General features: G+C 56.3%; 28 protein-coding genes. 6 read left to right on the top strand and 22 right to left on the bottom strand.

The window, feature by feature from the left end; genetic code table 11:
- Positions 1-23: 23 nt before the first annotated feature.
- Positions 24-944 (bottom strand): alpha/beta hydrolase family esterase, encoded by a 921-nt coding sequence (locus ACIDF8_RS00345; protein WP_412008669.1) that lies wholly within the window; start codon positions 942-944, stop codon positions 24-26.
- A gap of 162 nt (positions 945-1,106) precedes the next feature.
- Here ACIDF8_RS00345 and ACIDF8_RS00340 point away from each other — a divergent pair, with 162 nt between their 5' ends.
- Positions 1,107-1,706: a nucleotidyltransferase family protein gene (locus ACIDF8_RS00340; protein WP_412008668.1), complete on the top strand. Its 600-nt coding sequence runs from the start codon at positions 1,107-1,109 to the stop codon at positions 1,704-1,706.
- On the opposite strand, the gene ACIDF8_RS00335 is transcribed toward ACIDF8_RS00340, so the two are convergent.
- Genes ACIDF8_RS00335 through ACIDF8_RS00325 form a run of 3 tightly spaced genes read right to left on the bottom strand, consistent with a single transcriptional unit; the run spans position 1,707 to position 5,325 of the window.
- On the bottom strand, positions 1,707-2,690 hold the full coding sequence (locus ACIDF8_RS00335) for an XdhC family protein (protein ID WP_412008667.1): 984 nt from the start codon (positions 2,688-2,690) through the stop codon (positions 1,707-1,709).
- 5 nt (positions 2,691-2,695) lie between these two features.
- The gene (locus ACIDF8_RS00330) at positions 2,696-4,858 is read right to left on the bottom strand and encodes a xanthine dehydrogenase family protein molybdopterin-binding subunit (RefSeq protein ID WP_412008666.1); all 2,163 of its coding nucleotides are present in this window, start codon (positions 4,856-4,858) and stop codon (positions 2,696-2,698) included.
- Positions 4,859-4,869: 11 nt separating this feature from the next.
- Positions 4,870-5,325, bottom strand: a complete 456-nt coding sequence (locus ACIDF8_RS00325) for a (2Fe-2S)-binding protein (protein ID WP_412008665.1) — start codon at positions 5,323-5,325, stop codon at positions 4,870-4,872.
- A 245-nt stretch (positions 5,326-5,570) separates the two neighbouring features.
- On the opposite strand from ACIDF8_RS00325, the gene ACIDF8_RS00320 reads away from it, so the two are divergent.
- The gene (locus tag ACIDF8_RS00320; RefSeq protein ID WP_412008664.1) at positions 5,571-6,578 is read left to right on the top strand and encodes a zinc-dependent alcohol dehydrogenase family protein; all 1,008 of its coding nucleotides are present in this window, start codon (positions 5,571-5,573) and stop codon (positions 6,576-6,578) included.
- Here the strand turns inward: ACIDF8_RS00320 and ACIDF8_RS00315 are convergent.
- Positions 6,575-7,564 (bottom strand): helix-turn-helix domain-containing protein, encoded by a 990-nt coding sequence (locus ACIDF8_RS00315; protein ID WP_412008663.1) that lies wholly within the window; start codon positions 7,562-7,564, stop codon positions 6,575-6,577. The two genes, ACIDF8_RS00320 and ACIDF8_RS00315, sit on opposite strands and share 4 nt — an antisense overlap.
- Positions 7,565-7,720: 156 nt before the next feature.
- Between ACIDF8_RS00315 and ACIDF8_RS00310 the strand changes: the two genes are divergently transcribed.
- Positions 7,721-8,149 carry a hypothetical protein gene (locus ACIDF8_RS00310; protein ID WP_412008662.1) on the top strand — a complete coding sequence of 143 codons (429 nt, stop codon included), beginning with the start codon at positions 7,721-7,723 and terminating at the stop codon, positions 8,147-8,149.
- Between the two features lie 65 nt (positions 8,150-8,214).
- Here ACIDF8_RS00310 and cydX read toward each other — a convergent pair whose 3' ends face one another.
- From cydX to ACIDF8_RS00275, 7 genes are read right to left on the bottom strand one after another with little or no spacing between them, the layout of a single operon-like run.
- A complete protein-coding gene (cydX, locus tag ACIDF8_RS00305; protein WP_124552640.1) occupies positions 8,215-8,328 on the bottom strand; it encodes a cytochrome bd-I oxidase subunit CydX in 114 nt (37 codons plus the stop codon).
- Positions 8,329-8,340: 12 nt separating this feature from the next.
- Positions 8,341-9,483, bottom strand: coding sequence for a cytochrome d ubiquinol oxidase subunit II (gene cydB, locus ACIDF8_RS00300; protein WP_412008661.1), 1,143 nt, complete (start codon positions 9,481-9,483; stop codon positions 8,341-8,343).
- Positions 9,484-9,492: 9 nt separating this feature from the next.
- Positions 9,493-11,046, bottom strand: a complete 1,554-nt coding sequence (locus tag ACIDF8_RS00295; protein ID WP_412008660.1) for a cytochrome ubiquinol oxidase subunit I — start codon at positions 11,044-11,046, stop codon at positions 9,493-9,495.
- Entirely contained in the window at positions 11,043-11,246 is a 204-nt protein-coding gene (gene cydP / locus ACIDF8_RS00290; protein WP_412008659.1) for a cytochrome oxidase putative small subunit CydP, read from the bottom strand. The genes ACIDF8_RS00295 and cydP overlap by 4 nt, the downstream gene beginning before the upstream one ends.
- Before the next feature lie 37 nt (positions 11,247-11,283).
- Positions 11,284-11,454: a YgaP family membrane protein gene (locus ACIDF8_RS00285; protein WP_412008658.1), complete on the bottom strand. Its 171-nt coding sequence runs from the start codon at positions 11,452-11,454 to the stop codon at positions 11,284-11,286.
- 34 nt (positions 11,455-11,488) lie between these two features.
- Complete coding sequence (locus tag ACIDF8_RS00280; protein ID WP_412008657.1) at positions 11,489-13,216, bottom strand: SulP family inorganic anion transporter; 1,728 nt, start codon at positions 13,214-13,216, stop codon at positions 11,489-11,491.
- Positions 13,213-13,917, bottom strand: a complete 705-nt coding sequence (locus tag ACIDF8_RS00275) for an MBL fold metallo-hydrolase (RefSeq protein WP_412008656.1) — start codon at positions 13,915-13,917, stop codon at positions 13,213-13,215. The genes ACIDF8_RS00280 and ACIDF8_RS00275 overlap by 4 nt, the downstream gene beginning before the upstream one ends.
- Before the next feature lie 173 nt (positions 13,918-14,090).
- Here ACIDF8_RS00275 and ACIDF8_RS00270 point away from each other — a divergent pair, with 173 nt between their 5' ends.
- On the top strand, positions 14,091-15,455 hold the full coding sequence (locus tag ACIDF8_RS00270; RefSeq protein ID WP_412008655.1) for a sigma-54 interaction domain-containing protein: 1,365 nt from the start codon (positions 14,091-14,093) through the stop codon (positions 15,453-15,455).
- Positions 15,456-15,461: 6 nt separating this feature from the next.
- On the opposite strand, the gene ACIDF8_RS00265 is transcribed toward ACIDF8_RS00270, so the two are convergent.
- From ACIDF8_RS00265 to ACIDF8_RS00250, 4 genes are all read right to left on the bottom strand, one after another.
- The gene (locus ACIDF8_RS00265; RefSeq protein WP_412008654.1) at positions 15,462-15,881 is read right to left on the bottom strand and encodes a DUF6691 family protein; all 420 of its coding nucleotides are present in this window, start codon (positions 15,879-15,881) and stop codon (positions 15,462-15,464) included.
- Between the two features lie 8 nt (positions 15,882-15,889).
- Entirely contained in the window at positions 15,890-16,315 is a 426-nt protein-coding gene (locus ACIDF8_RS00260) for a YeeE/YedE family protein (protein WP_412008653.1), read from the bottom strand.
- A 219-nt stretch (positions 16,316-16,534) separates the two neighbouring features.
- Positions 16,535-16,756 (bottom strand): hypothetical protein, encoded by a 222-nt coding sequence (locus ACIDF8_RS00255; protein WP_412008652.1) that lies wholly within the window; start codon positions 16,754-16,756, stop codon positions 16,535-16,537.
- Between the two features lie 218 nt (positions 16,757-16,974).
- Positions 16,975-18,555, bottom strand: a complete 1,581-nt coding sequence (locus tag ACIDF8_RS00250; protein ID WP_412008651.1) for a Na+/H+ antiporter — start codon at positions 18,553-18,555, stop codon at positions 16,975-16,977.
- 289 nt (positions 18,556-18,844) lie between these two features.
- Here ACIDF8_RS00250 and ACIDF8_RS00245 point away from each other — a divergent pair, with 289 nt between their 5' ends.
- Both ACIDF8_RS00245 and ACIDF8_RS00240 read left to right on the top strand, forming a co-directional pair.
- Entirely contained in the window at positions 18,845-19,084 is a 240-nt protein-coding gene (locus tag ACIDF8_RS00245; RefSeq protein ID WP_412008650.1) for a hypothetical protein, read from the top strand.
- Between the two features lie 53 nt (positions 19,085-19,137).
- Positions 19,138-19,407 carry a KTSC domain-containing protein gene (locus ACIDF8_RS00240; RefSeq protein WP_412008649.1) on the top strand — a complete coding sequence of 90 codons (270 nt, stop codon included), beginning with the start codon at positions 19,138-19,140 and terminating at the stop codon, positions 19,405-19,407.
- Between the two features lie 18 nt (positions 19,408-19,425).
- On the opposite strand, the gene ACIDF8_RS00235 is transcribed toward ACIDF8_RS00240, so the two are convergent.
- From ACIDF8_RS00235 to ACIDF8_RS00210, 6 genes are all read right to left on the bottom strand, one after another.
- A complete protein-coding gene (locus tag ACIDF8_RS00235) occupies positions 19,426-20,661 on the bottom strand; it encodes an MFS transporter (protein ID WP_412008648.1) in 1,236 nt (411 codons plus the stop codon).
- Positions 20,662-20,671: 10 nt separating this feature from the next.
- Positions 20,672-21,019, bottom strand: coding sequence for a DMT family protein (locus ACIDF8_RS00230; RefSeq protein ID WP_412008647.1), 348 nt, complete (start codon positions 21,017-21,019; stop codon positions 20,672-20,674).
- 145 nt (positions 21,020-21,164) lie between these two features.
- Positions 21,165-21,986, bottom strand: coding sequence for a hypothetical protein (locus ACIDF8_RS00225; RefSeq protein WP_412008646.1), 822 nt, complete (start codon positions 21,984-21,986; stop codon positions 21,165-21,167).
- 156 nt (positions 21,987-22,142) lie between these two features.
- Entirely contained in the window at positions 22,143-23,507 is a 1,365-nt protein-coding gene (locus ACIDF8_RS00220) for a sigma-54-dependent transcriptional regulator (protein ID WP_412008645.1), read from the bottom strand.
- Positions 23,492-24,850, bottom strand: coding sequence for a sensor histidine kinase (locus tag ACIDF8_RS00215; RefSeq protein ID WP_412008644.1), 1,359 nt, complete (start codon positions 24,848-24,850; stop codon positions 23,492-23,494). The genes ACIDF8_RS00220 and ACIDF8_RS00215 overlap by 16 nt, the downstream gene beginning before the upstream one ends.
- 195 nt (positions 24,851-25,045) lie before the next feature.
- Positions 25,046-26,581 (bottom strand): iron-containing redox enzyme family protein, encoded by a 1,536-nt coding sequence (locus tag ACIDF8_RS00210; protein WP_412008643.1) that lies wholly within the window; start codon positions 26,579-26,581, stop codon positions 25,046-25,048.
- Positions 26,582-26,670 lie beyond the last annotated feature (89 nt).

Genomic DNA, 26,670 nt, shown 5'->3' with positions numbered 1-26,670 from the left:
GCCGGACTGGGCGGCGGCGTGCTTTATGGACGGCCATAGGCATTAAAAAAGGTCCAGATCACTTCGTTGGCATCAATCGCAGTGGAGCCCGCTTCGCCACCACGCGGTTTGCTGCCGCCCGGCCAGGAGTGGCCACCACTTTCGGTCACACAGAGCTGCACCGGCGCCAAGCCGCCACGGTGAATCTCACAGGTGGCACCACTGACCTCCAGGATGCGCTCGGCCTGTGGGTTGGCCTGGTTTAATTGCACCCACTTCTGGATGGTTGCCGGCACCGAATTAAAACTGACGTCCGTCATGGATTTTTCGCCCTGCCCGCCATTGAATGGCACATGATCATCGTCCTTGGCGTGAATATGCAAAATCGCCACCGGTTTGCTGGGACGGCATTGCCGGGTATTGTCTGTCCCGGCGACAGAAGCGATCGCACTGATCGTGTCAGATAACTCGCAAGCCAAACGATAGCTCATCATGCCGCCATTGGACATGCCATCAACAAAAATGCGCTTGGCATCAATGGTTGCCTTTTGCTGCATGGCTTGAATGATGGCCCGGATCGTACCCACATCATCACTTTGCTTTTTGAGCGCTGCACCACAGCAATTACCGGCGTTCCAGGTAGCAAACTTGCCGCCTGGCAGGCGGCTGTAGCCATTGGGAAAGACCACGATATAGCCATATTTTTCGGCCGCGGAAATCTGGTGATAAAAACGCTCGGTCGCCTGCACCTGCATATTGCCCATGCCGCCATGCAGCACCAATACCATCGGCAAGGCCTGGCCAGACTGAGCCTGTTTGGGAACATGCACCAGATACTCACGTGATTCTCCGGCCACGTTGACCTCGAAAGCATGGTCACCTGGCGCCAGGTTTGCCAGGCATAAAACAGGGAAACAGGTTACACTGCACAGCAAATAAAGACTCAATCGTTTTAACCAGGACATAGGCACTCCGTTAACAGGCAAGGTTGGGAAAGTGAACGCTTAAGTGTATGCTTTTGTTGACGCCTCTGTTGCAGTGCATGCACTTGGATTGCATAGGCCCTGGAGTAAGCAAGGTCTTTATTGTGCACTTAACCGCTCTTTTTTGGCTCTTTCACCGCCCCCATGCATACACCCTCTTCACCTGATCATCACCCTGTAGGCCTGTTGCTGGCAGCTGGATTCTCACGCCGGTTTGGCACACAAAACAAGCTGTTACAGTCACTCGCGAATGGGGAGCGCATGGCTGTTGCCGCGGCGCGTCACCTGATTACCGCCTTACCGCAAACGGTGGCAGTGGTGCGTGCCGGTGAACCTGAGTTAGTGGCTGAACTGGAAAGCTTGGGGCTGAGCGTGGCGGTGTGCAGCGACCAGCAGCAAGTGATGGCCGACAGCCTCAAACTGGGCTTGCACGCGGCCTTAACAGCGTTTCCGCAGCTCACTGGTGTGGTCATTGCCCTGGCAGATATGCCGCATATCCAGCCGCAGACCATCCAGCAAGTTGCCAATGCGCTGGCACATCATCGGCTGGCGCAACCGGTAATGGCGGGCAAGCCTGGTCATCCGGTGGGGTTTAGCCGGGCATTGGTCCCCGCCTTACAGCGGTTGGAAGGCGACCAGGGCGCGCGTATGGTATTGCGGGAAAATCAGGCCAGCTTATGGCAGGTGGATTGCGAGGATGCCGGGATTTTCAAGGATATCGATACGCCCGCAGATTTGGCGTGATCAGGCAAGCGCCAAGCGGTGCCTATGGGAGACCAGGCCGGCTTGCTGCATGCGTGCGCGCTCCTGAATCAGCTCAGCCAGGATAGACACGGCAATTTCTGCCGGCGTGCGGCTACCAATCCGTAAGCCAACCGGGCCATGCAGGCGGTTCACTTCCTGCTCAGTGAGGTCAAAACTGCGCAAACGCTGTTTGCGCTTTTCCTGATTTTTCATCGAGCCCAGCGCGCCGATGTAAAACGCGTCTGATTTCAATGCTTCGAGCAATGCCATATCGTCAAGCTTGGGATCATGGGTGACGGCAACGATCGCAGTATGGGTGTCCGGCGCCATTTCCAGCACCACATCATCCGGCATGCCTGGCAACCAGTCAGCGCCTTCCACATGCCATTCGGCACGCATCTCTTCCCGTGGATCGCAGAGCATGACATGAAAATCCAGCGCCTGCGCCATGGCCGCCAGCACCGACCCCAACTGGTTGGCGCCAATGATCAGCAAGCGCCATTGCGGGCCAAAATAACTGTGAAACCAGTCACTTTCCAGATAAGGCTGTCCTTCAGGCAGCACATATTGATGCCGCACCTCGCCACTGTGTAAATGGACAGAGCGCTTAAGCAAACGCCGTTGTGACAAGCTCTCCAGCATAGGCGCTAATTGCGCCGCCTGCGTGAGCGGCTCGGCAAAAATCTTGAGCTGGCCGCCACAAGGGATGCCAAAGCGTTGTGCTTCTGCCTGGTCTACGCCATAGTCGAGAATAGCAGCCTGCTGAGGTAATTGCTGCTGGCGGGCTTTGTCTGCCAGGTCATCTTCGATACAGCCGCCAGAGACAGAACCGACCAGGTGACCATCTTCTCGCACCACCAGAATGGCCCCCGGCAAGCGGGGGGCCGACCCCCAGGTTTGGATCACGGTAAACAGATGCGCACGATAGCCCTGGTCCAGCCAGTCATGGGCGCGTTGCAGGACTTCCCAGTCTGAAGATTGCATAGAGACTAAGCCAGTTGGTCACCAATCGGCAACCGGCGGATACGCTTGCCGGTGGCTGCAAAAATGGCATTGGTGACAGCAGGGGCCAAGGGCGGCACACCAGGTTCGCCGACGCCACCCATTTTTTCGGTGCTAGGCACAATATGGACCTCGACTTTGGGCATATCCTTCATGCGCAACACCTGGTAATTATGGAAGTTGGATTGTTCAACCTGGCCGTCTTTGAAGCTGACTTCGCTCGCGAGCGCGGCACCCAGCGCAAAGGCGACACAGGACTCCATTTGCGCTTTGACGCCATCCGGATTCACGGCCAGACCGCAATCAATGGCCATCACCACGCGGTGGACTTTGACCTCACCATCTTTCACTGAGACTTCCGCCACTTGCGCAACATAACTGCCAAACGATTCATGGACGGCAATGCCGCGGAACAGACCTTTAGGCAAAGGTTTACCCCAGCCAGCTTTATCAGCCGCCAGGTTGAGTGCTGCCAGATGGCGTGGATGGTCTTTGAGCAACTGGCGGCGGTAAGCCAATGGATCCTGCTTGCTGGCATGCGCCAGTTCATCAATCAGGCTTTCCATCACAAAGCCGGAATGACTATGGCCAACCGAGCGCCACCACAACACCGGCACATCGCTCTGCACCGAGTGTAACTGCACCTCATGGTTTGGCGTGCCTTTGACATACGGCGAGTCTGCCACGCCTTCCACCGAGGTGGCATCAATCCCCTCCTTGATCATCACGCCTTCAAATGGCGTGCCTTTGATGATGGACTGCCCCACCAGGATCTGCTGCCAGGCCAGTGGTTTGCCCTGCTGGTCGAGCGAAATACTGGCTTTGTGGACAAACATCGGGCGATAGAAGCCCCCCTTGATATCGTCTTCACGGCTCCAGACAGTTTTCACCGGCAGGCCTGCCGCTTTGGCCACCTCGACCGCTTCAGACACAAAGTCCGCACGTGGATTGGCACGGCGGCCAAACCCCCCACCGAGAAACTGGGTGTGGATGTTGACCTGCTCTGGTTTCAAGCCAAGAATTTTGGCCGCGGATGCCTGATCGGTGGTTTGCATCTGCGTACCGGTCCAGATGTCACAACCCTGGTCAGAAATTTTGACGGTACAGTTGAGCGGCTCCATGGGCGCATGCGCCAGATAAGGCAGGACATATTCTGCCGTGAGGGTGTGCTTGGCCTGTTTGCTGGCGCTGGCAACATCACCGGCCTTGGCTGCCTGCACGCCTGGCTTTTGTGCCAGGGCCTGATATTGCTTGACCAAGGCTGCAGTGTCGGGTTTGTCATGTCCAGCCAGGTCCCATTCGAGTTTAAGCGCCTCACGGCCTTGCTTGGCGGCCCAGTAATGCTCGGCAATCACCGCCACCCCAGTCGGCACCTTGACCACCTTGATCACGCCCGGCACCTTGCGTGCAGCGGCATCATCCACGCTTTTAAGTTGGGTTCCAAACACTGGCGCACGGGCGACCATCGCCACCTTCAAGCCGTCAAACTGCACATCCTGGCCAAACTTGGCGCTGCCATTGATTTTTTCTTTGCTATCCAAGCGCTTGGTCGCCTTGCCAATAAACTTCCACTGCTCCGGTTTTTTCAGGGTGACGCTGGCCGGTGTCGGTAATTGGCTGGCCGTTTCGACCAATTTGCCATAACTGAGCTTTTGCGTACCGTTGATCACAAAGCCATTTTCGGTGCGCAACGCGGTGACCGGCACTTTCCATTGCTTGGCCGCGGCTTCGAGCAATAACGCACGGGTCAGCGCCCCGGCCTGGCGATAACGGTCAAACTCTGACCAGGTCGTGGAAGAACCACCAGTGATCTGGATGCCGTAAGCGGTGTGGATATAGGCAGGGGCAGCAGGGGCATGCTCCACCTTGATCTTGCTCCAGTCCGCATCAAGCTCATCCGCAATCAGCATAGGCAAGGTGGTCCACACCCCCTGGCCCATTTCACTGTGCGCCAGCATCACGGTAATACTGTCATCTGCCCCTATGCGCAAAAAGGCATTCGGCGCAGGCAAGGGCATTGCTTCTGCCGCATTGGCCACCCCCATAAAGCGTTTGGCTTGTGGAATACTGAATGCCACCACCAGGCCACCAGCGACCAGGGCGGTACTTTTGATAAAACTGCGGCGGGAGAGATTAATTAAATCATTCATGGCGTCTCTCCTTAAGCCAGTTTGGCAGCGGCTTCGTGGATCGCTGCCCGGATACGTTGATAAGTCCCGCAACGGCAAATATTGCCGCTCATGGCAGCATCAATGTCTGCATCGCTAGGCTTGGGGTTCTGTTTGAGCAGTGAGGTCGCCGACATGATTTGGCCAGATTGGCAGTAGCCGCATTGCACTACATCAATTTGTTGCCAGGCGGCCTGCACGGCCTGGCCCACTTTATCCTCGTGCATGGCTTCAATTGTGGTGATTTTTTTACCTACCGCAGCACTGACCGGGGTGACGCACGAGCGGATAGCCTCGCCATCCAGATGCACGGTACACGCCCCGCACTGCGCCATGCCACAGCCAAACTTGGTGCCAGTCATGCCAGCCACATCGCGGATAGCCCACAAAATAGGCATGTCATCGCTCACGCTGAGCTCGGTCTCTTTGCCATTGATATTGAGTTTCATCGTGTTTGTTCCTTTTTAAAATCTGATGCTGCAATCGCAAAACCAATCTGTCGTTGGCTATCGTGAAAACATACTAACATACAAGGTTGTATGTATGCACTCCACCAATGCCGCCTAAATTTAAATTTAAACGTGTTAAGGGCACCCCCGCTGGGCATGCTGGACAAGGCCTCCTCAAATGCTTATCGTGAGCATGCATCTTGATACATGCAACATCCCTGACCATGCTTGCTGAGGAGAACCCTATGACTAAAGCCATTATTTTGCAACCCGGAGGCGGTTACCAGAATGTCACCGTGGGCATCTGCGAGGCGCCTGCGCCGCGTGCCGGGCAGATAACCGTCAGGCTGTACGCCAACTCGCTGAATTACCATGATTTTGCCGTGGTCAGCGGGATGTGGGGACCGGCTGAGCCACGGATCCCCATGGCGGATGGCGCAGGGGAAGTCGTGGCGGTGGGTGAAGGCGTCAGTGAATTTAAAGTGGGGGACGCCGTGGTCAGTACGTTTTTCCCAACCTGGCAATCCGGTGAGCCTCAAGTAGAAGGCTTTGCCACCGTGCCGGGCGATGGCATTGATGGCTACGCGCGAGAAATGGTCACCGCCAGTGCGGCTTCTTTTACGCTGGCACCCAAAGGCTGGAGCCATCTCGAGTCGTCTACGCTGACCACCGCAGCCTTAACCGCCTGGCGCGCGCTCATGGTCGATGACCAGTTAAAACCGGGGGATAGCGTGCTGGTGCAAGGCAGCGGGGGCGTTTCGATCTTTGCACTGCAATTTGCCAAACTGGCAGGGGCAACTGTCATTGCCACGTCTTCCAGCGACGCCAAACTGGAAACACTCAAGGCGCTAGGCGCAGACCACCTGATCAATTACAAAACCACCCCGGCCTGGGGGGCGCTGGCGCGCGAACTCACGGGTGGCCGCGGGGTGGACCATGTGGTGGAAGTGGGCGGCCCGGCGACGCTGGAACAATCCATGCAAGCGGCGCGGGTCGGCGGTCATGTCTCTGTCATCGGGATATTGACCGGACTGGCAGGTGACTTTCCACTAGTCACGGCCTTGATTAAACAACTGCGCCTGCAAGGCGTACTGGTCGGTAGCCGCAGTATGCAGCAAGACATGGTCAAGGCCATCGATGCCAATGGCCTTAAACCGGTCGTGGATAAAGTGTTTGCACTGGAGGAAATGGTGCAAGCCTTCCAGTATCAGGAGAGCAATCAGCACGTTGGCAAAATCTGCCTGCAGATTTAACCGGTCTCACGGCCCTGTTGCCGGAATGCCCGTGGCGAGCAGCCAAACTGCTGTTTGAACGCACGGCTGAAATGTGAAAAATCATTGAAACCGCAGGCCAGGGCGATCTCGGTCACCGTATGATGCTGCCAGGCCACCTGCTTCAGGTACTGCGCACTCAGCGCCAACCGCTGCTGCCAGACATAGCGCATTAAAGAAGTCTGCTCGTCGGCAAACAACTGGTTCATATAGCGGCTGGAAAATCCGGTGGCTGCGGCGATGGCGTGCGTATCGAGTTCCGCATCCTGCAAGTGTTTGCTCAGCCATTGCTTGATTTGCAGCAAGGACAGGCTGCGGCTGCGCGACCGCGGCGCCATGCCGGTGGACAATGTTTCCAATGACGCGCCCAGCATGTCTAGCACAGGCGCCGCGCTGGCTTCAAATGCCTGCATCGAGAGTTGGTTGAGCTGGCGTGTGAGCTGTTGCAAAAATGGCGACAACATCGCGGTCATGCCTTGTTGCCCGCGCAGAGGCATGGCGGTCATATGCCCGGCCTGCGGCAAGCGCTGCTGCAACATGTTCCTGGGGATAGACACAATCAGCTTGGAAAACGCCTCAGGGCAGTGAATGTAATGCGGCACGGTGGCATCATAAATCGTCATGTCGCCGGGTTGCAAAAACACTTCGCGCCCCTGCTGTTGCAGGCAATAGCGCCCTTGCAGCAAAAGCACAGCAAAGTAATTGTCGAGATGCGGACTGCTGATCTCGCGTGTACCGCGCTGGATGGTCAGGCTATTGGAGTGAATCACCGACAATTGCATGTCCTGCCAGGGATACAGCGTCATCTCATTATAAAGCGGGGCCGCGGTGGGCGGGACAATGTCGACTTCGGCATATTCGCGGCCAATCACCTCGCACAGCCATGCCTTACGCTGACCTGGCGCGACCAGTTCAGAACTGTATTTGCGGCCGCGCTCGGCCACCACCGGGTTTGCATACTGTGCCATGTTCCCCCTCCTTTGCTGAGCGGAATTAAGTCACAAATAGCGGCACTTCGCAAGCCAGCGATCTCCGTTTCAGTCAAGGAAGTGATCCCGCCAGATCAAGCAGGTCATTACAGGCGCGGTATGATGCTCACACAGTCATATCGCCAGGAGACCTCAATGCAATCCACCCCGCAAGCCCACCAGATGTTATTAAAAGGCGCAGCATGCTGGCTGCTGATGGCCTTGTTACTGGCCTGGTGCATGGTCGGCCTTAATTTTGGCGTGGCGCCACTCAAATTGATTTTTACAGGCAAATTCACACGCCTGTTGCAGGCGCATATCGACTTCTTGCTAATGACCGCGCTGATTCTTGGCATTGCCGCCAGCCGGGTGATGCTACCGTGGCATGTGCGCTGGGCGATGGTAATCGGTGCCTTTACCAACTCCAGTCTGTTCCTGCTGATGGCGATTTTCCCGTCGCTGGACAATCCTGAATTATCGCCGCCCATGCTGTTTCAGGTGTACCTGTTTGCCAGTCTCATCACAACCTCTTATGGATTTGGCAAAGCTTCGGTATTGATTCTCAAATCTGCGCTCCGGCCTTAAGCTAGCATTTTGCAGTACATGGCACGCCCCTGGGGAGCGCCCATGTCAAACCAGGACATGCTCAATCACTGCTCCGGGTGACGGCAATGGTCAAAGCCACCCGACTCCAGCCACATGGCATTCAGGATGGCCAGTAGTACGGCAAACCCAACGCCCAACAACCAGGTAAAGTACCACATGTGCATTCTCCTTTAGTAAGCCTGATGACTGTTGGCCTGGATATCCGCTACGGTAACTTTGCCACGCATGACGTGATAGGCCCAGCTGGTATAAAAAATAATCAGCGGCATAAAAATCAGCGTAGCAAAAAACATCAGTTGCAGTGTCAGGTGACTGGACACACTGTCCCACACGGTCAGGCTGGCATTCGGCTGGATGGACGAGGGCATCACAAACGGGAACATGGCGGCGCCTGCCGTACCAATGACGCCGAGTATGCTCAGCGATGAGGCGACAAATGCGCGCAGGGTCCGGCCTGACTGCACCAGCCAGGTGGCCAGTGAGGCGCCACAGATCGCCAGGCATGGCAACAGCCATAGCATGGGCTGCGCGCGATAATTCTGCCACCAGGCTTCCGATGAACGTGCCACGGTTTTGGCCAGTGGATCAGGTAAGGCAGCCGCATCCACACTGGAGGTGATGACATAGCCATCGATATGACCAAAACGCAGCCACAACCCGGCCAGCACAAAGGCTGCCACCATGGCCCAGGCGCAGTATGCCGCCAGCGTGATGCTGCGAATCTGTATGCGGCCTTCGGTACGATGCGCCAGATACATCCCTCCCTGCATGGTGATCATGGCGCTCGAAACCACGCCGCACAACAGCGCAAACGGATTGAGTAGCGCCCAGAAGCTGCCGTTGTAATGCGACACTAAATTGTTATCCAGACTGAAGGGAACCCCTTGCAGCAGATTGCCAAAGGCCACGCCAAAAATGAGCGGCGGCACGGCACCGCCGACAAACAGGCCCCAGTCCCAAGTGCTGCGCCAGCGAGCATCATGAATCTTGCTGCGGTAATCAAAGCCAACCGGCCGGAAAAACAGCGCCCATAATACCGCCAGCATGGCCCAGTAAAAGCCACTGAAAGCCGTGGCATACACCAGGGGCCAGGCGGCAAAAATGGCTCCGCCACCGGTAATAAACCAGACCTGATTGCCATCCCAGTGCGGACCGACCGTGTTGATGACCACGCGTCGTTCGTCATCGTTTTTACCGACAAACGGCAGCAAGGTGCCCACGCCCATGTCGTGGCCGTCCATGATGGCAAACCCGACCAGCAGCACTCCAACCAGCAGCCACCAGATGATTTTCAGAGTTGTGTAATCGAGCATGGTGTTCTCCTAAGCATGGACGTCCTGATCATAACGGCCAGTGCCCAGCGAGCCTGGCCCTTGCCGGGCAAACTTGACCATTAGATACAACTCAACCACCAGCAACAGCGTGTAAAAGCCGACAAAGCCAATCAGTGAACCATACAAGCTGGCCGGGCTTAATGTGGATACCGATAGATGCGTGGGCAGCACGCCGTAAATAGTCCAGGGCTGGCGGCCATATTCAGCCACAAACCAGCCCAGTTCAGCGGCAATCCATGGCATTGGTAGCATCAATACCGCCCATTTCAGCAGCCAAGGTTTTTCAGTGAAACAACCTTTGAGACTGCTCCACATGGCCAGTGCAAACAGCGCCAGCATGGCAAAGCCCAGGCCCACCATGATACGGAAAGACCAGAACATTGGCGCCACGCGCGGCACAGTATCATCCACGGCCTGTGCAATCATGGCAGGCGTGGCTTCAGCCACCTTATCGGTATAGCGCTTGAGCAACAGGCCAAACCCCAGGTCATGGATATGAGCCTTGAGCGTCACCTCGGCATCGCTGTTATTGCGGTCAGCGCGCAGTTGTTCCAGCGCCACCACGGCAGGGATGCCATTCAGTATGCGTTCACGGTTTTTGGCCTTGATTTCGTCTATGCCGGGGATGGTTTTACTCAGTGAGCGCGTGCCAATCACTCCCATGACGTAAGGCAGCTCGATTTCCCAGTTGTTTTTGTGCTCGGCCTCGTTGAGGCCAGCCAGCAAGGTCAGTCCGGCCGGGGCTGGTTTGGTTTGCCACATGGCTTCAATCGCCGCCATTTTGGTTTGCTGCGCTTCCCCCACGGTGTAACCAGACTCATCCCCGAGCACAATCACGCTGGCCGCAGCCGACAGTCCAAAAGCGGCGGCGACGCTAAAACTGCGTTTAGCAAATTCTACATTGCGTTTTTTGAGCAGATACCAGCTTGAAATAGAGAGCACAAACATGGCACCGGTGACATAGCCCGCGGAGACGGTGTGTACAAATTTAACCTGAGCATCCGGGTTCATCAGAATATCCCAGAAGTTGGTCATTTCCATGCGCATGGTGTGCCAGTTAAACTCGGCGCCGACCGGGTTTTGCATCCAACCGTTGGCGATTAATATCCACAATGCCGACAGATTAGTGCCTATGGCCATGAGCAGCGTCACCATCAAGTGCTTGGGTTTGGATAATTTGTCCCAGCCGAAGAAAAACAGGCCGATAAAAGTGGATTCGAGAAAAAAGGCCATCAAGCCTTCAATCGCCAGCGGTGCGCCGAAAATATCGCCCACATAATGCGAGTAATAAGCCCAGTTGGTGCCAAACTGAAACTCCATGGTGATGCCGGTGGTGACGCCCAAGGCAAAGTTGATGCCAAACAGCTTGCCCCAGAAACGCGTCATGTCTTTCCAGATCACCTTGCCGGTCATGACATACACACTTTCCATGATCACCAGCAACCAGACCATGCCCAGTGTCAGCGGCACAAACAAAAAGTGGTACATGGCGGTGGCGGCAAATTGCAGCCGCGACAAATCCACCAATTCGTGAGAAATCATTTTGAACCTCCAGTCTCTGTGGGAGATTGCGCCGACACACTGACCAGGTGCCTGAACACACGCTCAGTATCTGGGTGTTGCTTCTGCGGCTTGACGATGCAAAACCACAGCATCCATAGCAGCATCACTTTAATCAGTAATACCCAAGTCAAATGCCGAAACAGGATGCTGTTGCGGTAATGCGTCACCAGTTTTTTCATCTGCTTAACCACGTTTTGCTTGAGGAAGAAGAATGCCCTACTTACGAAACAGTGAGTACACAGGACACCAGCCAATCAAACCGGTCGCTAACGGCACCAGCCCCAGCCAGCCCCAAGTCGCCCCTTCGAAAAACAGCGTCCAAAGCAATAAGCCTGCCCCGAAAACCACTCTTAAATATCTCTCAAACTGACTGATGTTATCTGCCATCACTGCCTCCTCGCTGTTGACAAGCATCACCTTGCTAATGACAGGACAGCGCCGCGTAGGCTTGGTACTGGGTCAGATAAATATTGCCATTGAGCTGCTGCCTGAGAGGAGCATGTTGCAACATATCCATCACCGGCCCTTTGACCTCGGACAAATGAAAGCCGATTCCTAACGCAGATAAATGGTGATTAATCGCTTCGAGCACCTCCAGCGCGCTGCCATCTACCTCGTTGACGGCGGAGCACATCAGGATCACATGTTTGAGGGACGGATTGTCTGCCACCACCTCCAGCACCTTCTGTTCAAGATACCGCGCATTGGCAAAATACAAACTCTCATCCACCCGCAAGGTCACTACATCCGGGCAGAGGGTGACTGCATGCCGTGCCACATTCCTGAAATGCTCGGTGCCAGGCACCTGGCCGACGATGGCAATATGTGGACGACTGCTACGGTAAAGATGCATGGCGATTGAGAGCATGACACCGGTGCTGATACCGTGCTCAATGTCTACCAGCAAGGTGATCATAAAAGTCACCACTAAAGCAGCAAAATCACTGCGGTTGCGCCGCCAGGTCTCGACAAACGCGCGGACATCCACCAGGCTGATCACCGCAACAATAATCGTACTGGCCAGAATAAACCGGGGTAAGGCACTGAGCCAGGATGCCAGAAACAAAGTCGCAAGACACATACCCACAGCGGTAAACAAGCCAGCGGCGGGCGTTTTCGCACCGGCATCCATATTCACCACCGAGCGCGAGACACCGCCAGTTACTGGCTGACCGCTGCTCAGGCTTGCGGCCAGGTTCGCCGCACCCAGGGCAATCAGCTCCTGGTCAGGGTCTATACGCTCCCGTCTTTTCAGGGCCAGGCTTTGGGCCACGGAAATGGACTCCACAGTGCCGATGATGGAAATCAGCACGGCGGGCAGTAATAACGCTTGCCACATGACCAGATCGCCATGCGGCAATGCCAGTGCAGGCAAGCCCGCCGGAATATGCCCGACGGTTCTCACACCCGCAAACATGGCCCAGCCGGCATGCACGGCCAAGGTGCCGAGCACCACCAATACGGCAGGCAGCGCCCGCACGAGGGTCTGCGCCCAGAAGGGCGAGCAGCCCAGGGTTAACAAACCTTGTTGCCCATAGCGCCTGGCCAGCCCCAGCACGAGCAGGGTCAGCACCGACAACATGGCCGTCGTGAGATGAACCTGATGCCATTGGCCCAGCATACTCTGCCAGAGCGCCAGCAAATGACTGCCCTCGGCCTGAATACCAAGCAAGGTAGGTAACTGGCTGCTGGCAATCACCAGGCTGGCACCAGCAATAAACCCGCTCATGACTGGGTGCGAGAGAAAATTGGCCAGAAAACCTAATTTGAACAGCCCGGCCAAGGTCAGGAACAGGCCAGACAAACACGCCAGGATCAATGCCGCTTGCAGACCGAGGGCGGGGTCCTGAGCCGAATAAGGCGCGATGGCTGTGGCCGTCATCAACGCCGCCACCGCTACCGGGCCTACTGCCAGCGTCGCGCTGGTGCCAAGCAGGGCGTAGACCAGCAAGGGTAACAGGCTGGCATACAGGCCGACTTGTGGCGGCAAGCCTGCCAGGATGGCATAAGCCAAGGCCTGTGGCACCAGCATCAGAGTCACCGTCAATGCCGCCATCAGGTCATGGATTGCCTGCTCGCGCCGGTAATGTCGCCCCCAGCGCAAAATGGGCAAATAATGGGCCAGCGTCTTGAATCCAGACGTGCTCATGCCGACTGCTTGATGACTGTTTGGCCGCAGGCTTGATTGGCAGGCAAGGCCACATCAATTTGCTTGGGATACGCCAGCTTAAGATTGGCCATAATATTGATAAACTCGGTCCGCGAGGTCTCTCCGCCCAAACGCTTGTTTTCACGCTTTTCATGGCCGACGGTAGAGACGGTTTTGCCGTGGTAATCGTGGCCGGGATAAATCAGCGTATCTTCAGGCAAGCTGAAAATCTTGCCATGAATGCTGTCATACAACTGCCCGGCATTGCCCTGCTGGAAGTCAGTGCGGCCACAGCCATCAATCAGCAACGCATCGCCGGTAAAGATGCGGTCGCCCACATAATAGCTTACACAGCCATTGGTGTGCCCAGGCGTATAACGGACTTCAATGTCCAGCGTGCCGACCTGCAAATGTGCGCCATCGGTCACCAGCACATCGCCACACTGCGCACCGGCATCGCGGTGCACCACACTTTTACTACCCAGCCGATCGCGCAAGGCAGCGGCAGCAGTGACATGGTCGGCATGCACGTGGGTTTCCAACGTATACACCAGCGTCAAGCCATGCTGCTGCAAAGCGACCAGGTACTTGTCCACATCGCGGCTCACGGTATCAATTAACACGGCCAGTTTGCTGTCCTCACAGCCTAGCAAATAGGTATAGGTGCTACTTTCAGGTTCAAAAAATTGCTTGAATATCATCGCCAGGCTCCTTATCAAGATGTAAAAGAGTTAGCAAAACAGGTGCCAACGTTTCAAAATATATTTAAAAATATAAAAATCAATAACTTATAACAATATTTAGCTTGCGTAGCCCAGAATAAAATGTTTCAATGAAACAACAATCCCCATCAATGGAACGTTTCAAAATATATATGGAACACACCACTCCCGACTTTTTCACCCAGCATGCAGGCTTATCCCGTGCCCAGGGCGAATCCCTCGCCCGCATGATTTCCTTGATCATGCCGGATGCTGCCGTCTTTACCGTAGACGCGCACAAGCGCATCAGCTACTGGAGTCCAGGCGCAGAGAAGTTGCTCGGCTTCAAACAGCAAGCGTTGCTGGGCGAAAACTGCCTGACCGCTAATCGTTGTGAGCAATGTATGCGCAGCTGCGGCTTGACTGAATCCGGCAAAGTAGAGGGCGCGCCCTTACTGTTGCACCGCGCAGATGGCTCACGGCAGGCAGTGTTGAAATACGCCATGGCCTACGCGCAGGAGGATGGCACCTTTGCCGGCGGCCTGGAAATCCTGCTGCCGCAACAGCCTGACCAGGCAAAATCAGTGGAACAATCATCGCTGGGGGGAAAGTATGGGTTGATCAGCCATGCGCCCGACATGCAAAAAGTGTTCGACATGATACGCCGGGTGGCGCCGACAGAGATTCCAGTGTTGATACGCGGCGACTCCGGCACTGGCAAAGAATTGGTGGCCCGCGCCATTCACGGTGAGAGTCCGCGCCACCGCGCGCCCTTTGTTGCCATCAACTGTGCGACCCTCAATGCGGGCATGCTGGAAAGTGAATTGTTCGGCCATGTCAAAGGCGCTTTCACCGGCGCCATTCGTGATCACCAGGGCTTGTTTGGACGCGCAGAGGGCGGCACCCTATTTTTGGATGAAATCGCCGAGTTGCCTTATGAGCTGCAGGCGAAGTTATTGCGCGTACTCGAAACCGGCGAATACCTGCCGGTGGGGGCCAGCCAGCCCATGCAGGCCAATGTGCGCATCGTGGCCGCCACCCATAAAGCCTTGCGCGAAGAGGTCAAGGCCGGGCGTTTCCGCCAGGACTTGCTGTTCCGTTTGCGTGTAGTGCCGATTTTCTTACCCAGCTTGCAGGCCCGCAAACAGGATATCCCGTTAATACTGCGTCATTTCCTGAAACAGCAATTTACCGGGGAACAACTGCCCGTGGTGACCGCAGCCGCCATGCAGCGACTCATGGCCTACGACTGGCCGGGCAATGTGCGCGAACTGCGCAATGTATTGAATTACGCGCTGGTAATGTCAGATGGCAAACAGTTAGACGTGGCAGACTTGCCGCCAGAACTGCAAGGACAACCAGCCAGCCAGCAGACTGCTGTCACGGAACCCGCAAAATCTGCACGCCAGGCGCCATCAGAAGCAGCCATCTTGCAGGCGGTGACGGAGTGCCAGGGTAACCTGACGCAGGCGGCCAGGCAACTCGGGATTGGCCGCACCACGCTCTGGCGCTACCGTAAACTATGGCAAAAAGACTAAGACCTGTTACAGCCAGCCGCGACGTACTGCCAGCGTATGCACCGCCATGCCTGCCAGCATGCTGGCGACAAACAGCCAGACCGACGCACCGCCGGTGAGGAGGGAGGCCGCAGCGGGACCTGGGCAAAAGCCGGCGATGCCCCAACCCGCGCCAAAGATCGCCGCGCCCAGGACCAGTTTCCGGTCAATCAGGCGCGTGCCAGGCAACTGCATGGGCCATCCTAGCGTGCTGGTCGCTTGCTTGGCCGCAGAGCGGAAGGCAAAAAAACCCACCGCAATCGCCCCCATCATCACAAACGCCAGCGATGGATCCCAATGCCCGGTAATATCCAGAAACGCCAGCACCTTAGCCGGATTGGTCATCCCGCCCACAATCAGACCCAGCCCGAATACGAGCCCGGCTAGTAAAGCAATCAAATTCGCCATCTTGCGTCCTATCCTATCAACCACACGTGGCGGAACAAACCGACCACCAGCATCGCCACCAGCATAAAAGTAATGGTGGCCACCAACGAACGCGGCGACAGACGCGACAAGCCACACACGCCATGACCGCTGGTGCAGCCAGAACCCAGGCGGCTACCAAACCCGACCAGCAAACCCGCCACGATCAACCAAGGCGTGGATGCCTGGATCTCCACGGCTGGCAATGGCCGCACCAGCACATACACCAGCGGTGACAGCACCAGGCCTGCCACAAAGGCCAGGCGCCAGGCGCGGTCCTCAGCCGTTGCCGACCATAGCTGGCCGACAATGCCACTGATCCCCGTGATTTTGCCCAAATAACGGATCATCAATAAGGTTGAGAAACCAATCAGCAAACCACCTATCAGCGATTGCACCGGGGTAAAAGAAATCATGTTTTTTGTTTCCGTTTAAAACGTTTATGGACACTGCGCTCTTCTCAACTGGCTCAACCAGACCGCCCGCGCCTACAAAACGAGGCAAGCATGGGGTTTACGCATGCCTGACTATCCAGGCTAAGCGTAGCCCAATATGGCAGTAGCAGTTAAGTTGATTGAAATATCCTGAGAATTGTTGCAGCGCCCTGCGAAAGGGCTGGACCGAGCTGATGCCACTCAATCGACTTCGTCTGCCATATCCTCGTGGGATTGTGCGGTGGGTTGGTTGCACTCAAACCCGGCTTTTTCCAGCGCCAGCCGGTATTCGCAGCTGGGCAGGTGCCCTTCCAACTTGCCATTGATATGCGTGGTTTCCTGCTTGCAATAAGCGCAACGGTAACGGTGCGCCTGGCCTTCAAAGTGCTCTTGCGGATAATCGATATAAAACAATCTTTTCATATGACAGCCTCCTGATAAGCTCTCGGACAAGACTTATGCTACGCCGTCAGCACAGGGCTGGCAATACACAAAAAATGGCTTTCAGCAAGATTTTTCACAAAATATTTTTAACGTGCAGATTTTAATCAGGCCTTATTTTACCCATAAAATCATAGCGTTAGCACACTCACCCACAGCTCACCATAAAAGTTATCCACAAAAAATGTGGACAGTCAGGCTTAGCCGCGGCTGTGCAAGGCAGCGATCTCCTGGATGTCCAAATCACGCTCCATCAGGTGCAGCAACTCGTCATGAATCTGACCAGAGCGATGCAATTTGAGCAGCTCTTCGCGCCCGGCAGCGACAGCGGCCAGCACCACATTGAAATGCGCCTTGCGGAGATCGTCGGGCAAACTGTCTTCATGCTTGTGTTTGTCTGACAGGCTTTGCCGGTAGCTATACTGCTCCAGTAAGCGCGGGTGCATCAATGCGCCATGTTCGTTATAAGCCAGTTTGTTGACCACTGAAAACTGTGCCTGCTCAATCCGGGCCCACACCTGTGGCTCATTGAGGTAAATATGCTCATGCTTGGTTGCCTTCAATTTAAATGCCCGGATCATACGGCCTATGGTCGTCCCCTGTACGACCACGGTGACCAGGATCACTGCAAACGCACTCATCAGCATTAAGTCACGGCCTGGCACCTGGGCAGGCACGGCCAACGCCGCTGCCAATGTCACCACCCCGCGCATACCCGCCCAGCTTTTGACAAAAGACTCGCCCCACACGCTGTGCCCATGCGCACCGTGTGGCTTGCGTATGAGCCTGGCCAAGCCATCAATCATAAAAATCCAAACAAACCGCGACACGATGACCACCGCCAGTACCAGCAACACTTCCAGTCCATAGGCGCCCAAAGACTTGTCCGCATGAGCGATACGCTCCCAGACCCCGCGCAAAGACAGGCCAATAAAAATAAATACCAGCGATTCAAAGATAAAAATCATGACTTCCCAGAACGCAGCGCTGCGCCGACGGGCGGTGGCGGACATGATTTCATGCTGGTGCCAGCCCAGCATCATGCCGTAGGTCACAGTAGCGATCACGCCAGAGACGCCGATATGCTCGCCAACGACATAACAAATCCAGCCAGGCAGGGCCGAGGCCAGCACCATGAGTTCGGTGCCATGCAGGTAGCGCAAGGTTTTAAACACCCCATAGCCGACGGCTCCACCTAACAGCAAACCGCCCACGCTGAGCCAGACAAAGGTTTCGAGCGCACCGCTCAAGGAAAATACGCCAGTCAGCAAGGCGACAATGGAAAACTTGTACAGCACCAGGCCGGTCGCGTCATTGAGCAGGCTCTCTCCTTCCAGCAACACCAGCAGCTTGCGCGGCAAGGCTACCCGCTGCAACACGGCTTTCGCCGCAATCGCATCAGGCGGTGAAACAATCGCGCCCAAGGCAAAGCAAGCTGCCCACGGCAAACTGGGGTTAAAGGTATGCAGCGCCAGGCCTACCGCCAGCGTCGTAAACAGCACCGCCCCGATGGCCAATAGCAGAATGCCGCCCAAATGCCGCCTGAACTCATGCCAGACCGTGAAGTAGGCACCTGCCATCAGCAACGGCGGTAAAAATACCTCCATTACCAGCGCCGGATCAATCTCAAACGCAGGTAATTCCGGCACCAAGGCAATCAGTGCGCCACCCGCCAGTTGTGCCACCGCAGGCGGCCACCGCAGCCGGTTGGCCAGCACTTCCAGTGCAATCACAGCCACCAGAAAAAATAGGATTAAATTGAAATAAAACGAGTTACTCATGAGTGATCGAGAGGGCTTATCCCCCTTGAAACAGATTAAACCGCGCCTGACAGGCGCACTAGCCCGCGTAATCTAACACAGACAGCTTGCGCCAAGCTTGCTTTAACAATGTTTGATGCTCATCTGCAATGCCCCAGGTAGCCATCGGATTGGCCAGCACCAGCGTGAACTTGCCGGCCCGCCAGGGTTCAAACTTGCATCGCGGGCTGTTACAGACGCAACCGGTATCACTGCCTGCCATCAATTGGGGTAAGATGATGGCAGTCCGATGTGAGGATAAGGAGTCAACATGTTTAGCTTTAAAAAATGGCTGTGGCGGCAATGGCAATCCTGGCGTGGGGCAGACCGCGCGTATGCCAAATACCTGGCGCATTTTCAGCATTACCAATCGCAGGTGGTAGATCCTGCCTTGCAGCAAAGCTTGCACTTACAACCGATGAGCAAAGAAGCTTTTTTGCAGGCCTGGCAACAAAAAGGCCTTAAGCCTGCAGGCAAGTCTTGTGGCTGTAAAACCGGTTGCTGCGGTTAGGCGAAAAGCATTTAGCTGCGTACCCTGTAGATAAAACCCTGTAGCTATAAATCATGGAAATGATCCACACCCATGCTGGCAAATTGCGGGCGATTGGCTATGATGCAGGCAAGCGGGCGTTGCGCGTGAGGCTGGAAGACGGCAGCACCCTCGAATATGCCAATGTCGGCGAAAGCGTCTGGCGTAACTTTAAAAACGCGAATGCTCAATGGAGCTATTACCGCGACAACATTGAAGAAGCCTTTAGCTGCCAGCGGGTCAGCGCACAAGCCGCGAAGCCCGCCGCCGTGAACCGTAACCCGCTGGATGATTTGTTCCAGTAACGGTGCCAGGCGTACCGCTCAATGCCCGGCCTGCAAGCTTGCTCCCCGTTGCTGTGCGGCTTGGCTGGCTTGATGCCACCAAAGTAACAAGGCGACGATGGCAAAGCCGGTCAACAGCGTAAAACTCATGGCATAGCCATAGCGTTGCGCCACCCAGCCGGCAATGGCCGGACTCAAGGCCGCCCCCAGCCCCTGAATGGTCAGCACAAACCCCAAGCCAACATTAAAATGCCCGCTGCCCTGCAACATCTTGGCTACCAGGCCAGGCAATGCTACGCCGAGCAACCCTGCACCGACGCCATCCAGCAATTGCACAGGCACGACGGCCCAAGGTGAATTCCAGGTTGATGCGATCACACCGCGGACAGGCAACGCCAGCAAAGCCAGGGTGACCAGCCGCTCATAGCTGAATTGCTCTGCGTACCGCCCGGCCATCAAGGCCATGGGAATCATCACCAGTTGCGCAACCATCACGGTCAAAGCTGTAAACAGGCTGGCATTGACCAGCCCTTGCGACACCATGGTCTGCCCCAGTAAGGGCAGCATGGCAGCATTGGCCAGGTGGAACAGCATCATGATGACGGCCAGCATCAGCAACGGCCGCGACTGTAGCAGCGCCTTCCACACGGCATGGCCAGAATCACTGACGGAGGCATGGGACTCCAGCCCCCGTGCCGCATTGTAATCAATCTCTTGCGGGCGGATGCGGCGGATACACAGGAGGGCCAGCACTGCCATCACCGCCAGCAGAATAAACACAGCAGACAAGCCCCAGAAGTAACCCAGCACCCCCGCCACAGTCACCGACACCAGGCTGCCTGCGTGACTCCAGGCCTCATTCTGCCCGAGCTGCCGCGGCAAATACTTTGCCCCGACCAGCCCCAGGCTGATACTGGCAATGGCCGGGCCGATCATGGCGCGTACCACGCCAGTGGCGGCTTGCGACAAGGCGATCGCCGCAAATGAGTGCCACAGCAACAACACTAGGCAACCGACCACCATCAAGATGGCGCACACGGACAGCCACAAGCGCTTGGCATGGGTGCGGTCCATGAGGGCACCCGCCGGGATTCCCGCCACCATGGTTGCCAACCCACCTATGGTCATCACATAGCCGATATCATCGGCCTGCCAGGATTGTGCCAATAAATACACGCCAAGAAAGGCACCCAGCCCGTCGCGGACATCGGCCATGAAAAAATTCATCACCGCCAGCCATTGCCGTGAATCTGCAGGCATTTTGAATAGACGCATGCTGTTCTCCTTACACCACAGGGGCTTTAAAGATAAAAAATGCGCCCAGGCCAATGAGGGCAAAACCGACAACATGGCTGGAGGTGAAATGCTCGCCGAGCGAATACACCGAAAACACGGCAAACACACTGAGCGAAATGACTTCTTGCATGGTTTTGAGCGCCGCCACCGAATACACGGTATGCCCAATCCGGTTGGCAGGCACGGCAAAACAATATTCAAACAGGGCAATCAGCCAGCTCACCACAATCACCACATACAGCGGTTTTTCAGTGAACTTGAGATGGCCATACCAGGCCACTGTCATAAACACATTGGAGATCAGCAGCAACACAATCGGGGCTAATTTTGCAATCATGATGAATCCTGTCAAAAGAGGGAATCCAGCGTGGGCGGCGGCCTTTGGACATCACCGCTGTGGCGCAGAGCAACTTAAGTAACACCTCACTTGCTTACATCGCAGGCCACGCCAGATGAAGGGTTGGCCTTGGCTAAATCATGGCCTAACACTGGCCGGTTACAGCCGCTGGCTGACAAGCTGGGGCCGCGGGCGCATAGAGTGGCTGCATGGTGGCGGCGGAGCTTCCCATGCGGATCGCCTCCAGCGATACTCCATTGGCTGTCTTGGTGCCGAGACCAGCCACCGCAATACGCAGCCCTGGGCGCAACGGCACACTCAGGCTTTCAGGCGGAAAGTGAACAATGCTCTGGTTATCCAGGATGACACCATCGACTTCGCCACGCGGACCATTCAGGATCAGATCGACCTTGCCTTCCACCTGCAACGGCTGCAATGACTGTGCCCGCAAATGTGGGGGTAACAATGGCAGGTTATTGGCTGGTGGCTGGTCCACCACAATATTGCCGGTGGTTACATTGATAATGGCATCGGCTTTAACGATGGCTGGCGTTTCAGCATGCCCGAGAATACGCACATGCTGACCGGGTTTCACAGCAGCTAGCAAGGCCTGCGAACGGTGCGGCGGGAATTTGACAATCACGTCATTCGCCAAGCGCAAGCCATCTGCCTCGCCATACGGGTTAAACAGGATGGATTTGACAGTGGCATCTGCCACCGCAGGCAAGGCGGCGGTTGCCTGCAAATCGAGTGCGCCGGCCGGGGTTACCGCAATAGGCGCAACCGGGGCTGGGGTGATGGGTCCAGGTGCTACGGATCCTGACACCATGGCTCCAGGGATTAGCGGTGAGGGATTCGCAGGTAAGGGAGGCACGGCAAATACATCCACAGCGAAGCTGAGTGTAGTCACCAGCACCGCGGTGCGCAATGCCTGGGTGGGATGCGTAAAGTGAGAGAAAAATATCATGGCAAGCTCCTTTGAATGATGAATCTTGTTTCATCTATTGCAAAGGTCGTGCCAAACAAAAAACCATTTAAAATCAAATGGTTGAATTTTTAACCAAGGTGGAACTGTCCGCTTTTGTGACACCCGCCTGTCCGCCTGACGGACACGCATGCGTGCTTAAACCAAGCCATACTCTTCAAGCTTGCGGTATAGCTGCTGGCGCGACAGGCCCAGCTTTCTGGCGGCCTCACTCCGGTTATCACCACTCTCACGCAATGCGCGCTCTATCATGTCACGCTCCACTTGCTGGAGGGTTTCGGCCAGCGTGCCGCCGGACGCGGATAAAGGGCGTCCTTGCTCAGCGATCAGGGACGATTGGGGCCGCGGGGTAAAAGAAATATGTTCTGCCTCAACGTATGCATGGTGGCTCAGAATCACAGCGCGGGCGATCGTATTGCGTAGTTCGCGGATATTGCCCGGCCAATCGTGTTGTACCAGCTTCCTGGTCGCCTCGGCGGTCAGGCGTTTGGGGGTGCCGGTCGCTTCGGCAGCCAGAAAATAGTGCGCAAGCATTAGCAAATCGTCACCACGCGCGCGCAAGGGCGGCAACATGATGGGCATCACCTGCAGGCGATACCATAGGTCTTCGCGGAACTGCCCGGCCCGGACCGCGGCAGGCAAATCTCTATGGGTAGCGGCAATGATGCGCGCATTCAGTCTGAGGACAGTTTGTGCCCCAACCTGGCTAAACTCACGCGCCTCCAGCACCCGCAACATCTTGGCTTGCAGTGCCAGCGGCATGTCCCCAATTTCATCCAGAAACAGCGTGCCGCCTTCCGCCTGCCGCAAATAGCCTTTCCGGTCTGCCACCGCGCCGGTAAATGCGCCTTTGACATGGCCGAATAACTCGCTTTCCATCAAGTCGGGCGGAATAGCGGCACAGTTGACGGCGACAAATGGGCCCCCGGCGCGCAAACTGTTACGATGCAGGGCGCGCGCAACTTCTTCCTTGCCGGTCCCGGTCTCGCCCAAAATCAGCACCGTCGCCTCGGTAGCGGCTGCCAGGCCGATTTGCTTGAACACCTGGCGCATGCATTCACTATTGCCGATTAAGCGCTCGCTGGCGGCCGTATCCGCGTCCGCAATCTCCGCAGACAAAAGGGATTCTGCTCCCAGCTCCGCGCTGCGCTCGGGCAAAGCACGCTGCAAGGTTTCCATCAGCAGCTGGCGTGAAACAGGCTTGGTTAAATGGTCAAAGGCCCCTAGCCGCATGGCTTCTATCGTGTTGCTGCCACTGGCGTAGGCTGTCAACATAATGCAAGGCACCGCCTTAATAGCCTGCGCCTGTCGCAAGAAAGACAGGCCATCCTCCCCAGCCAGCTTGAGGTCGGTGATGACCAGGTCTACCGGCTCGGTCCGCAGACATTGCAGGCCTGCCTGCACATGGCTTGCCTCAAGCACCTGGTGCCCGAGGTCTGACAGCATTTCAGACAGGCTGCTTCTAAAGGCCGGGTCATCGTCAATAATCAGGAGGTTTGCCATGGCAATTCAATCTCAAAACGGGCGCCAGTCGGAGTATCGGCCAAGCGTAGCTCACCGCCATGTGCCTGGACAATCTCGCGCGCCAGCGCCAGGCCCAGACCGGTGCCGCCGCTGCGCGCAGTGCTAAAAGGTTCAAATACCTGAGCTTGCAGATGCGCGGGCACGCCGCTGCCGTTATCGGCCACCCACAACAGCAAGTGATCAGGCGCAGCATCCGCGATGCCAAGCTCGATGTAACCCGCAATGGGCACGTGGGCCAGCGCATTCAGAATCAGGTTATCCATGACTTGTGCCATTTTATCGGGATCAAGCACCGCCATCTTGCGGGCCCGTGCCACCACGGCGTCATCAATGGTCAATTTCCAGCTCGCCTGCTGCGCAGTGATCGCCTCTTGATGCAAGTTGGCCAGGCTGGTGAGCCAGGCACGTAAATCCAGCGCCTGTTTTTGCAGTTGCAAAGGGTGTGTGAGTGCAAGCAAGCTGGAAATCAGGCTTTCGAGACGAGCGGTTTGTGCCAGCACCGCTTCAAACGCACTCTGGCTGCGTTGCTGATAGCGCTCAGGGGCGGCCGCCATCGCATTTTCGACTTTCATGCGCATGGTGGCGAGCGGATTACGGATTTCATGCGCCAATCCCGCCGAGACCCGGCCCAGCGTGGCCATCCGTTCAGACTGCGCCAGTTGTTGCATCAGTGCCGTGGTCTGGCGTTGCCAGCGGAGCAGCATCCAGGCCAACCAGGCGCCTGACATTACCACCAGCCCGATCAACAGCGCCAGCGCCTGGCTTAAATGATTAAGTACTTCGGCCTGGATCAGTAATACACGTTTCATGACCCAGGCGACAGGGGTATCAGTAGCCGGGGTGAGCGGGCATGCCGCAAACACAATCGCTTCGCGCAACCCGGGTCGTACCTCGATAATCAGCTGATGGCTGCGGCTGGCCAGTTCGGCGGTAGCCGTGATTTTTTCAAGCTCGGCCACCGGCGGATCGCGCTTAATGCCGGTGCCATCATAAGTGGGAAAAGCATAGGCAAACACGCCCCGCTCCGGCTGCCAAAAGCCGCCTTCACTGCCAGGCTCTTCGCGTAATGCCAGGTCTATGACGGCCTGCCAGCCGGCCACGGACGTCCCGGCGGTGATAGGCAGCTGCACCCTGGCCTGGTGCGCGCCATGTTGCATGGCCTGGCAACTGGCGGCCGCATGCAGACGGGCCTCGGCAATCTGCGACGACGCCCCTTGCCGGCTCAACTCAATCAATAGCCAGACCAGCAAAGTAGAGACGGCCGCAATCAGCGCCCAAAGCATGAGCAGGTCTCGACGCACCTGTTTGGTATGTGTCTGCATAAACAGCCGTGTGATGGATACTCAATAAGAGAAGATCAAGGGGGGCGCCTCATCCAGCGATGAAACGCCAACCACACGGTAACACATCAGTCTTGGGCCTACAATCAGGCGTGCGCTGACAAACGCGGCAGCTCGCGCGCAGCGTAAGAGAGGGGAGGTTTGGACTAAATTAAACTGCTCATCAGCGAGCCTTTATCAGGCGAAGGGCTGTTGGTGCAAAGCCTGCTTGAAATAACGGGTCGCCCATAACCCTGGGACGGTAGGATGTTTGGCTGGGGAGAGCCAGTCCACCAAAAAGTCCAGGCGTTTGTGTGGTGGTAGCGCATGCACGTAGCGTTCGAGTGCGCGTTGTTCGCAATCAAAGTCACTCCCTGCGCTGGCCGTATCCAGGCGGCGGCCGGAGCGAAAATCATACACATTATCCTGGGCAGGGGCGGGCGCCTCCAGGCCTGGCGAGGACGCACGCATCTGCCAGGCCGGCCCCAAGCGTTGCGCGCGCGGCAGGCTTTCGAGCGCATCGCCCGCAATCCAGTCATAGATCACTTGCTGCTCGTAACCATTAAACACACCAAACATGGGCGCTTTTTCGCCGGCAATGATCTGCCAGAACCGGCTTTGCGCAGGGTCTTGATGTCGGCATATCCAGCCAGTTTTCTGCAAGACATATAACAATCTGGCCATCTGCTCAGGCTCGGCCAACCACTCATTTAATGTTTTACCTTCTATCTGGCAATGGTGTGTATGCATGTATTGGCCAAGCTGTGCTTTGCCTTGCAATATCCGTACGACTTCCGCCATCAAGTCAAAATGACGGATCGCGGCCAGCGTCCCCAAGCCTGCGGTACTCAGCTGCATGCCTGCCGCCACTCTCTCCATGTAAGCTTGTGTAGCGCCAAATGCCGGCATCACTTCAAACACGGCATTGACCGCGGCCCTGGCATGACCGCTATGTGCATTATCAATGGTGCAGTGCAAGCTAAAGTAATAAGGGTCGATATTCAACTCACGTAATTCGTAAGCGGTGATCAACAGATGCAAGGGTAACTGCTCATAGCCCAGGTTAAATCCAATGATCTCCGGCAAAAACGTTTCACTGCGCGCCGCCAGCGCCAATTGAATGGCTCCTTGTGTAAAAAAAGCCTCGGGCAAGGTATGCCAGTCTTCACAGGCATTCACTTCGAGCAACTGGCGGTAGAGCAACACATGATTTTGCGCAGCCACACCATTGCCTAACTCCTCAAGATAAATATGTAACAGCGAAGACAAACGGTGATCGCGCCAATGCCGGGTCAATCCATAGAGCCATGCCCCATCCACCAGCTTGGTCGGCGCCACCGCACGCAAAAAATACAGGGCGTGCGCTTTGCCGCTGAAATACCAGCGTGGTGCCCCGGCCTTTCTGGCGGCCAGATAGTCTTGATACTGGCGCCCGACCGCTTCATGCTGTGCCAGCATCCAGGCCTCCAACGCCTGGGGCTGGCAAGGCAACGCAACCGGAGGCTGACGCTGGGCATTTAACTGCTGCGTTAAAAATGCGGCACTCGCTAGCTGGGTGGTGGCCCCCCCTGTTGCATCGCGCAAGGCAAAATAAAGGGAGCGCGCAGAAATAGCCTTGGCCGGCGGCTGTGGTAAAGGGGGAGATTGACGGATGACCGGCATGGCAATGACCTTTCTGAGGGAAAATAATGAGGGGCGCTGATAGAACGCGCCAGACCTGACTAGCTTAGGCATGAACAGCGCCGGGCTGTATCAGCCAGCACAGAAATTTTTTGTCAGAATCCATTGTAGGAATTGGCTGATTATGGAGCGCAGCTGGCTCT

The organism is Methylophilus sp. 3sh_L, assembly GCF_046766015.1.
GTDB lineage: Bacteria > Pseudomonadota > Gammaproteobacteria > Burkholderiales > Methylophilaceae > Methylophilus.
This window is presented reverse-complemented; position numbering and strand designations above follow the sequence as displayed.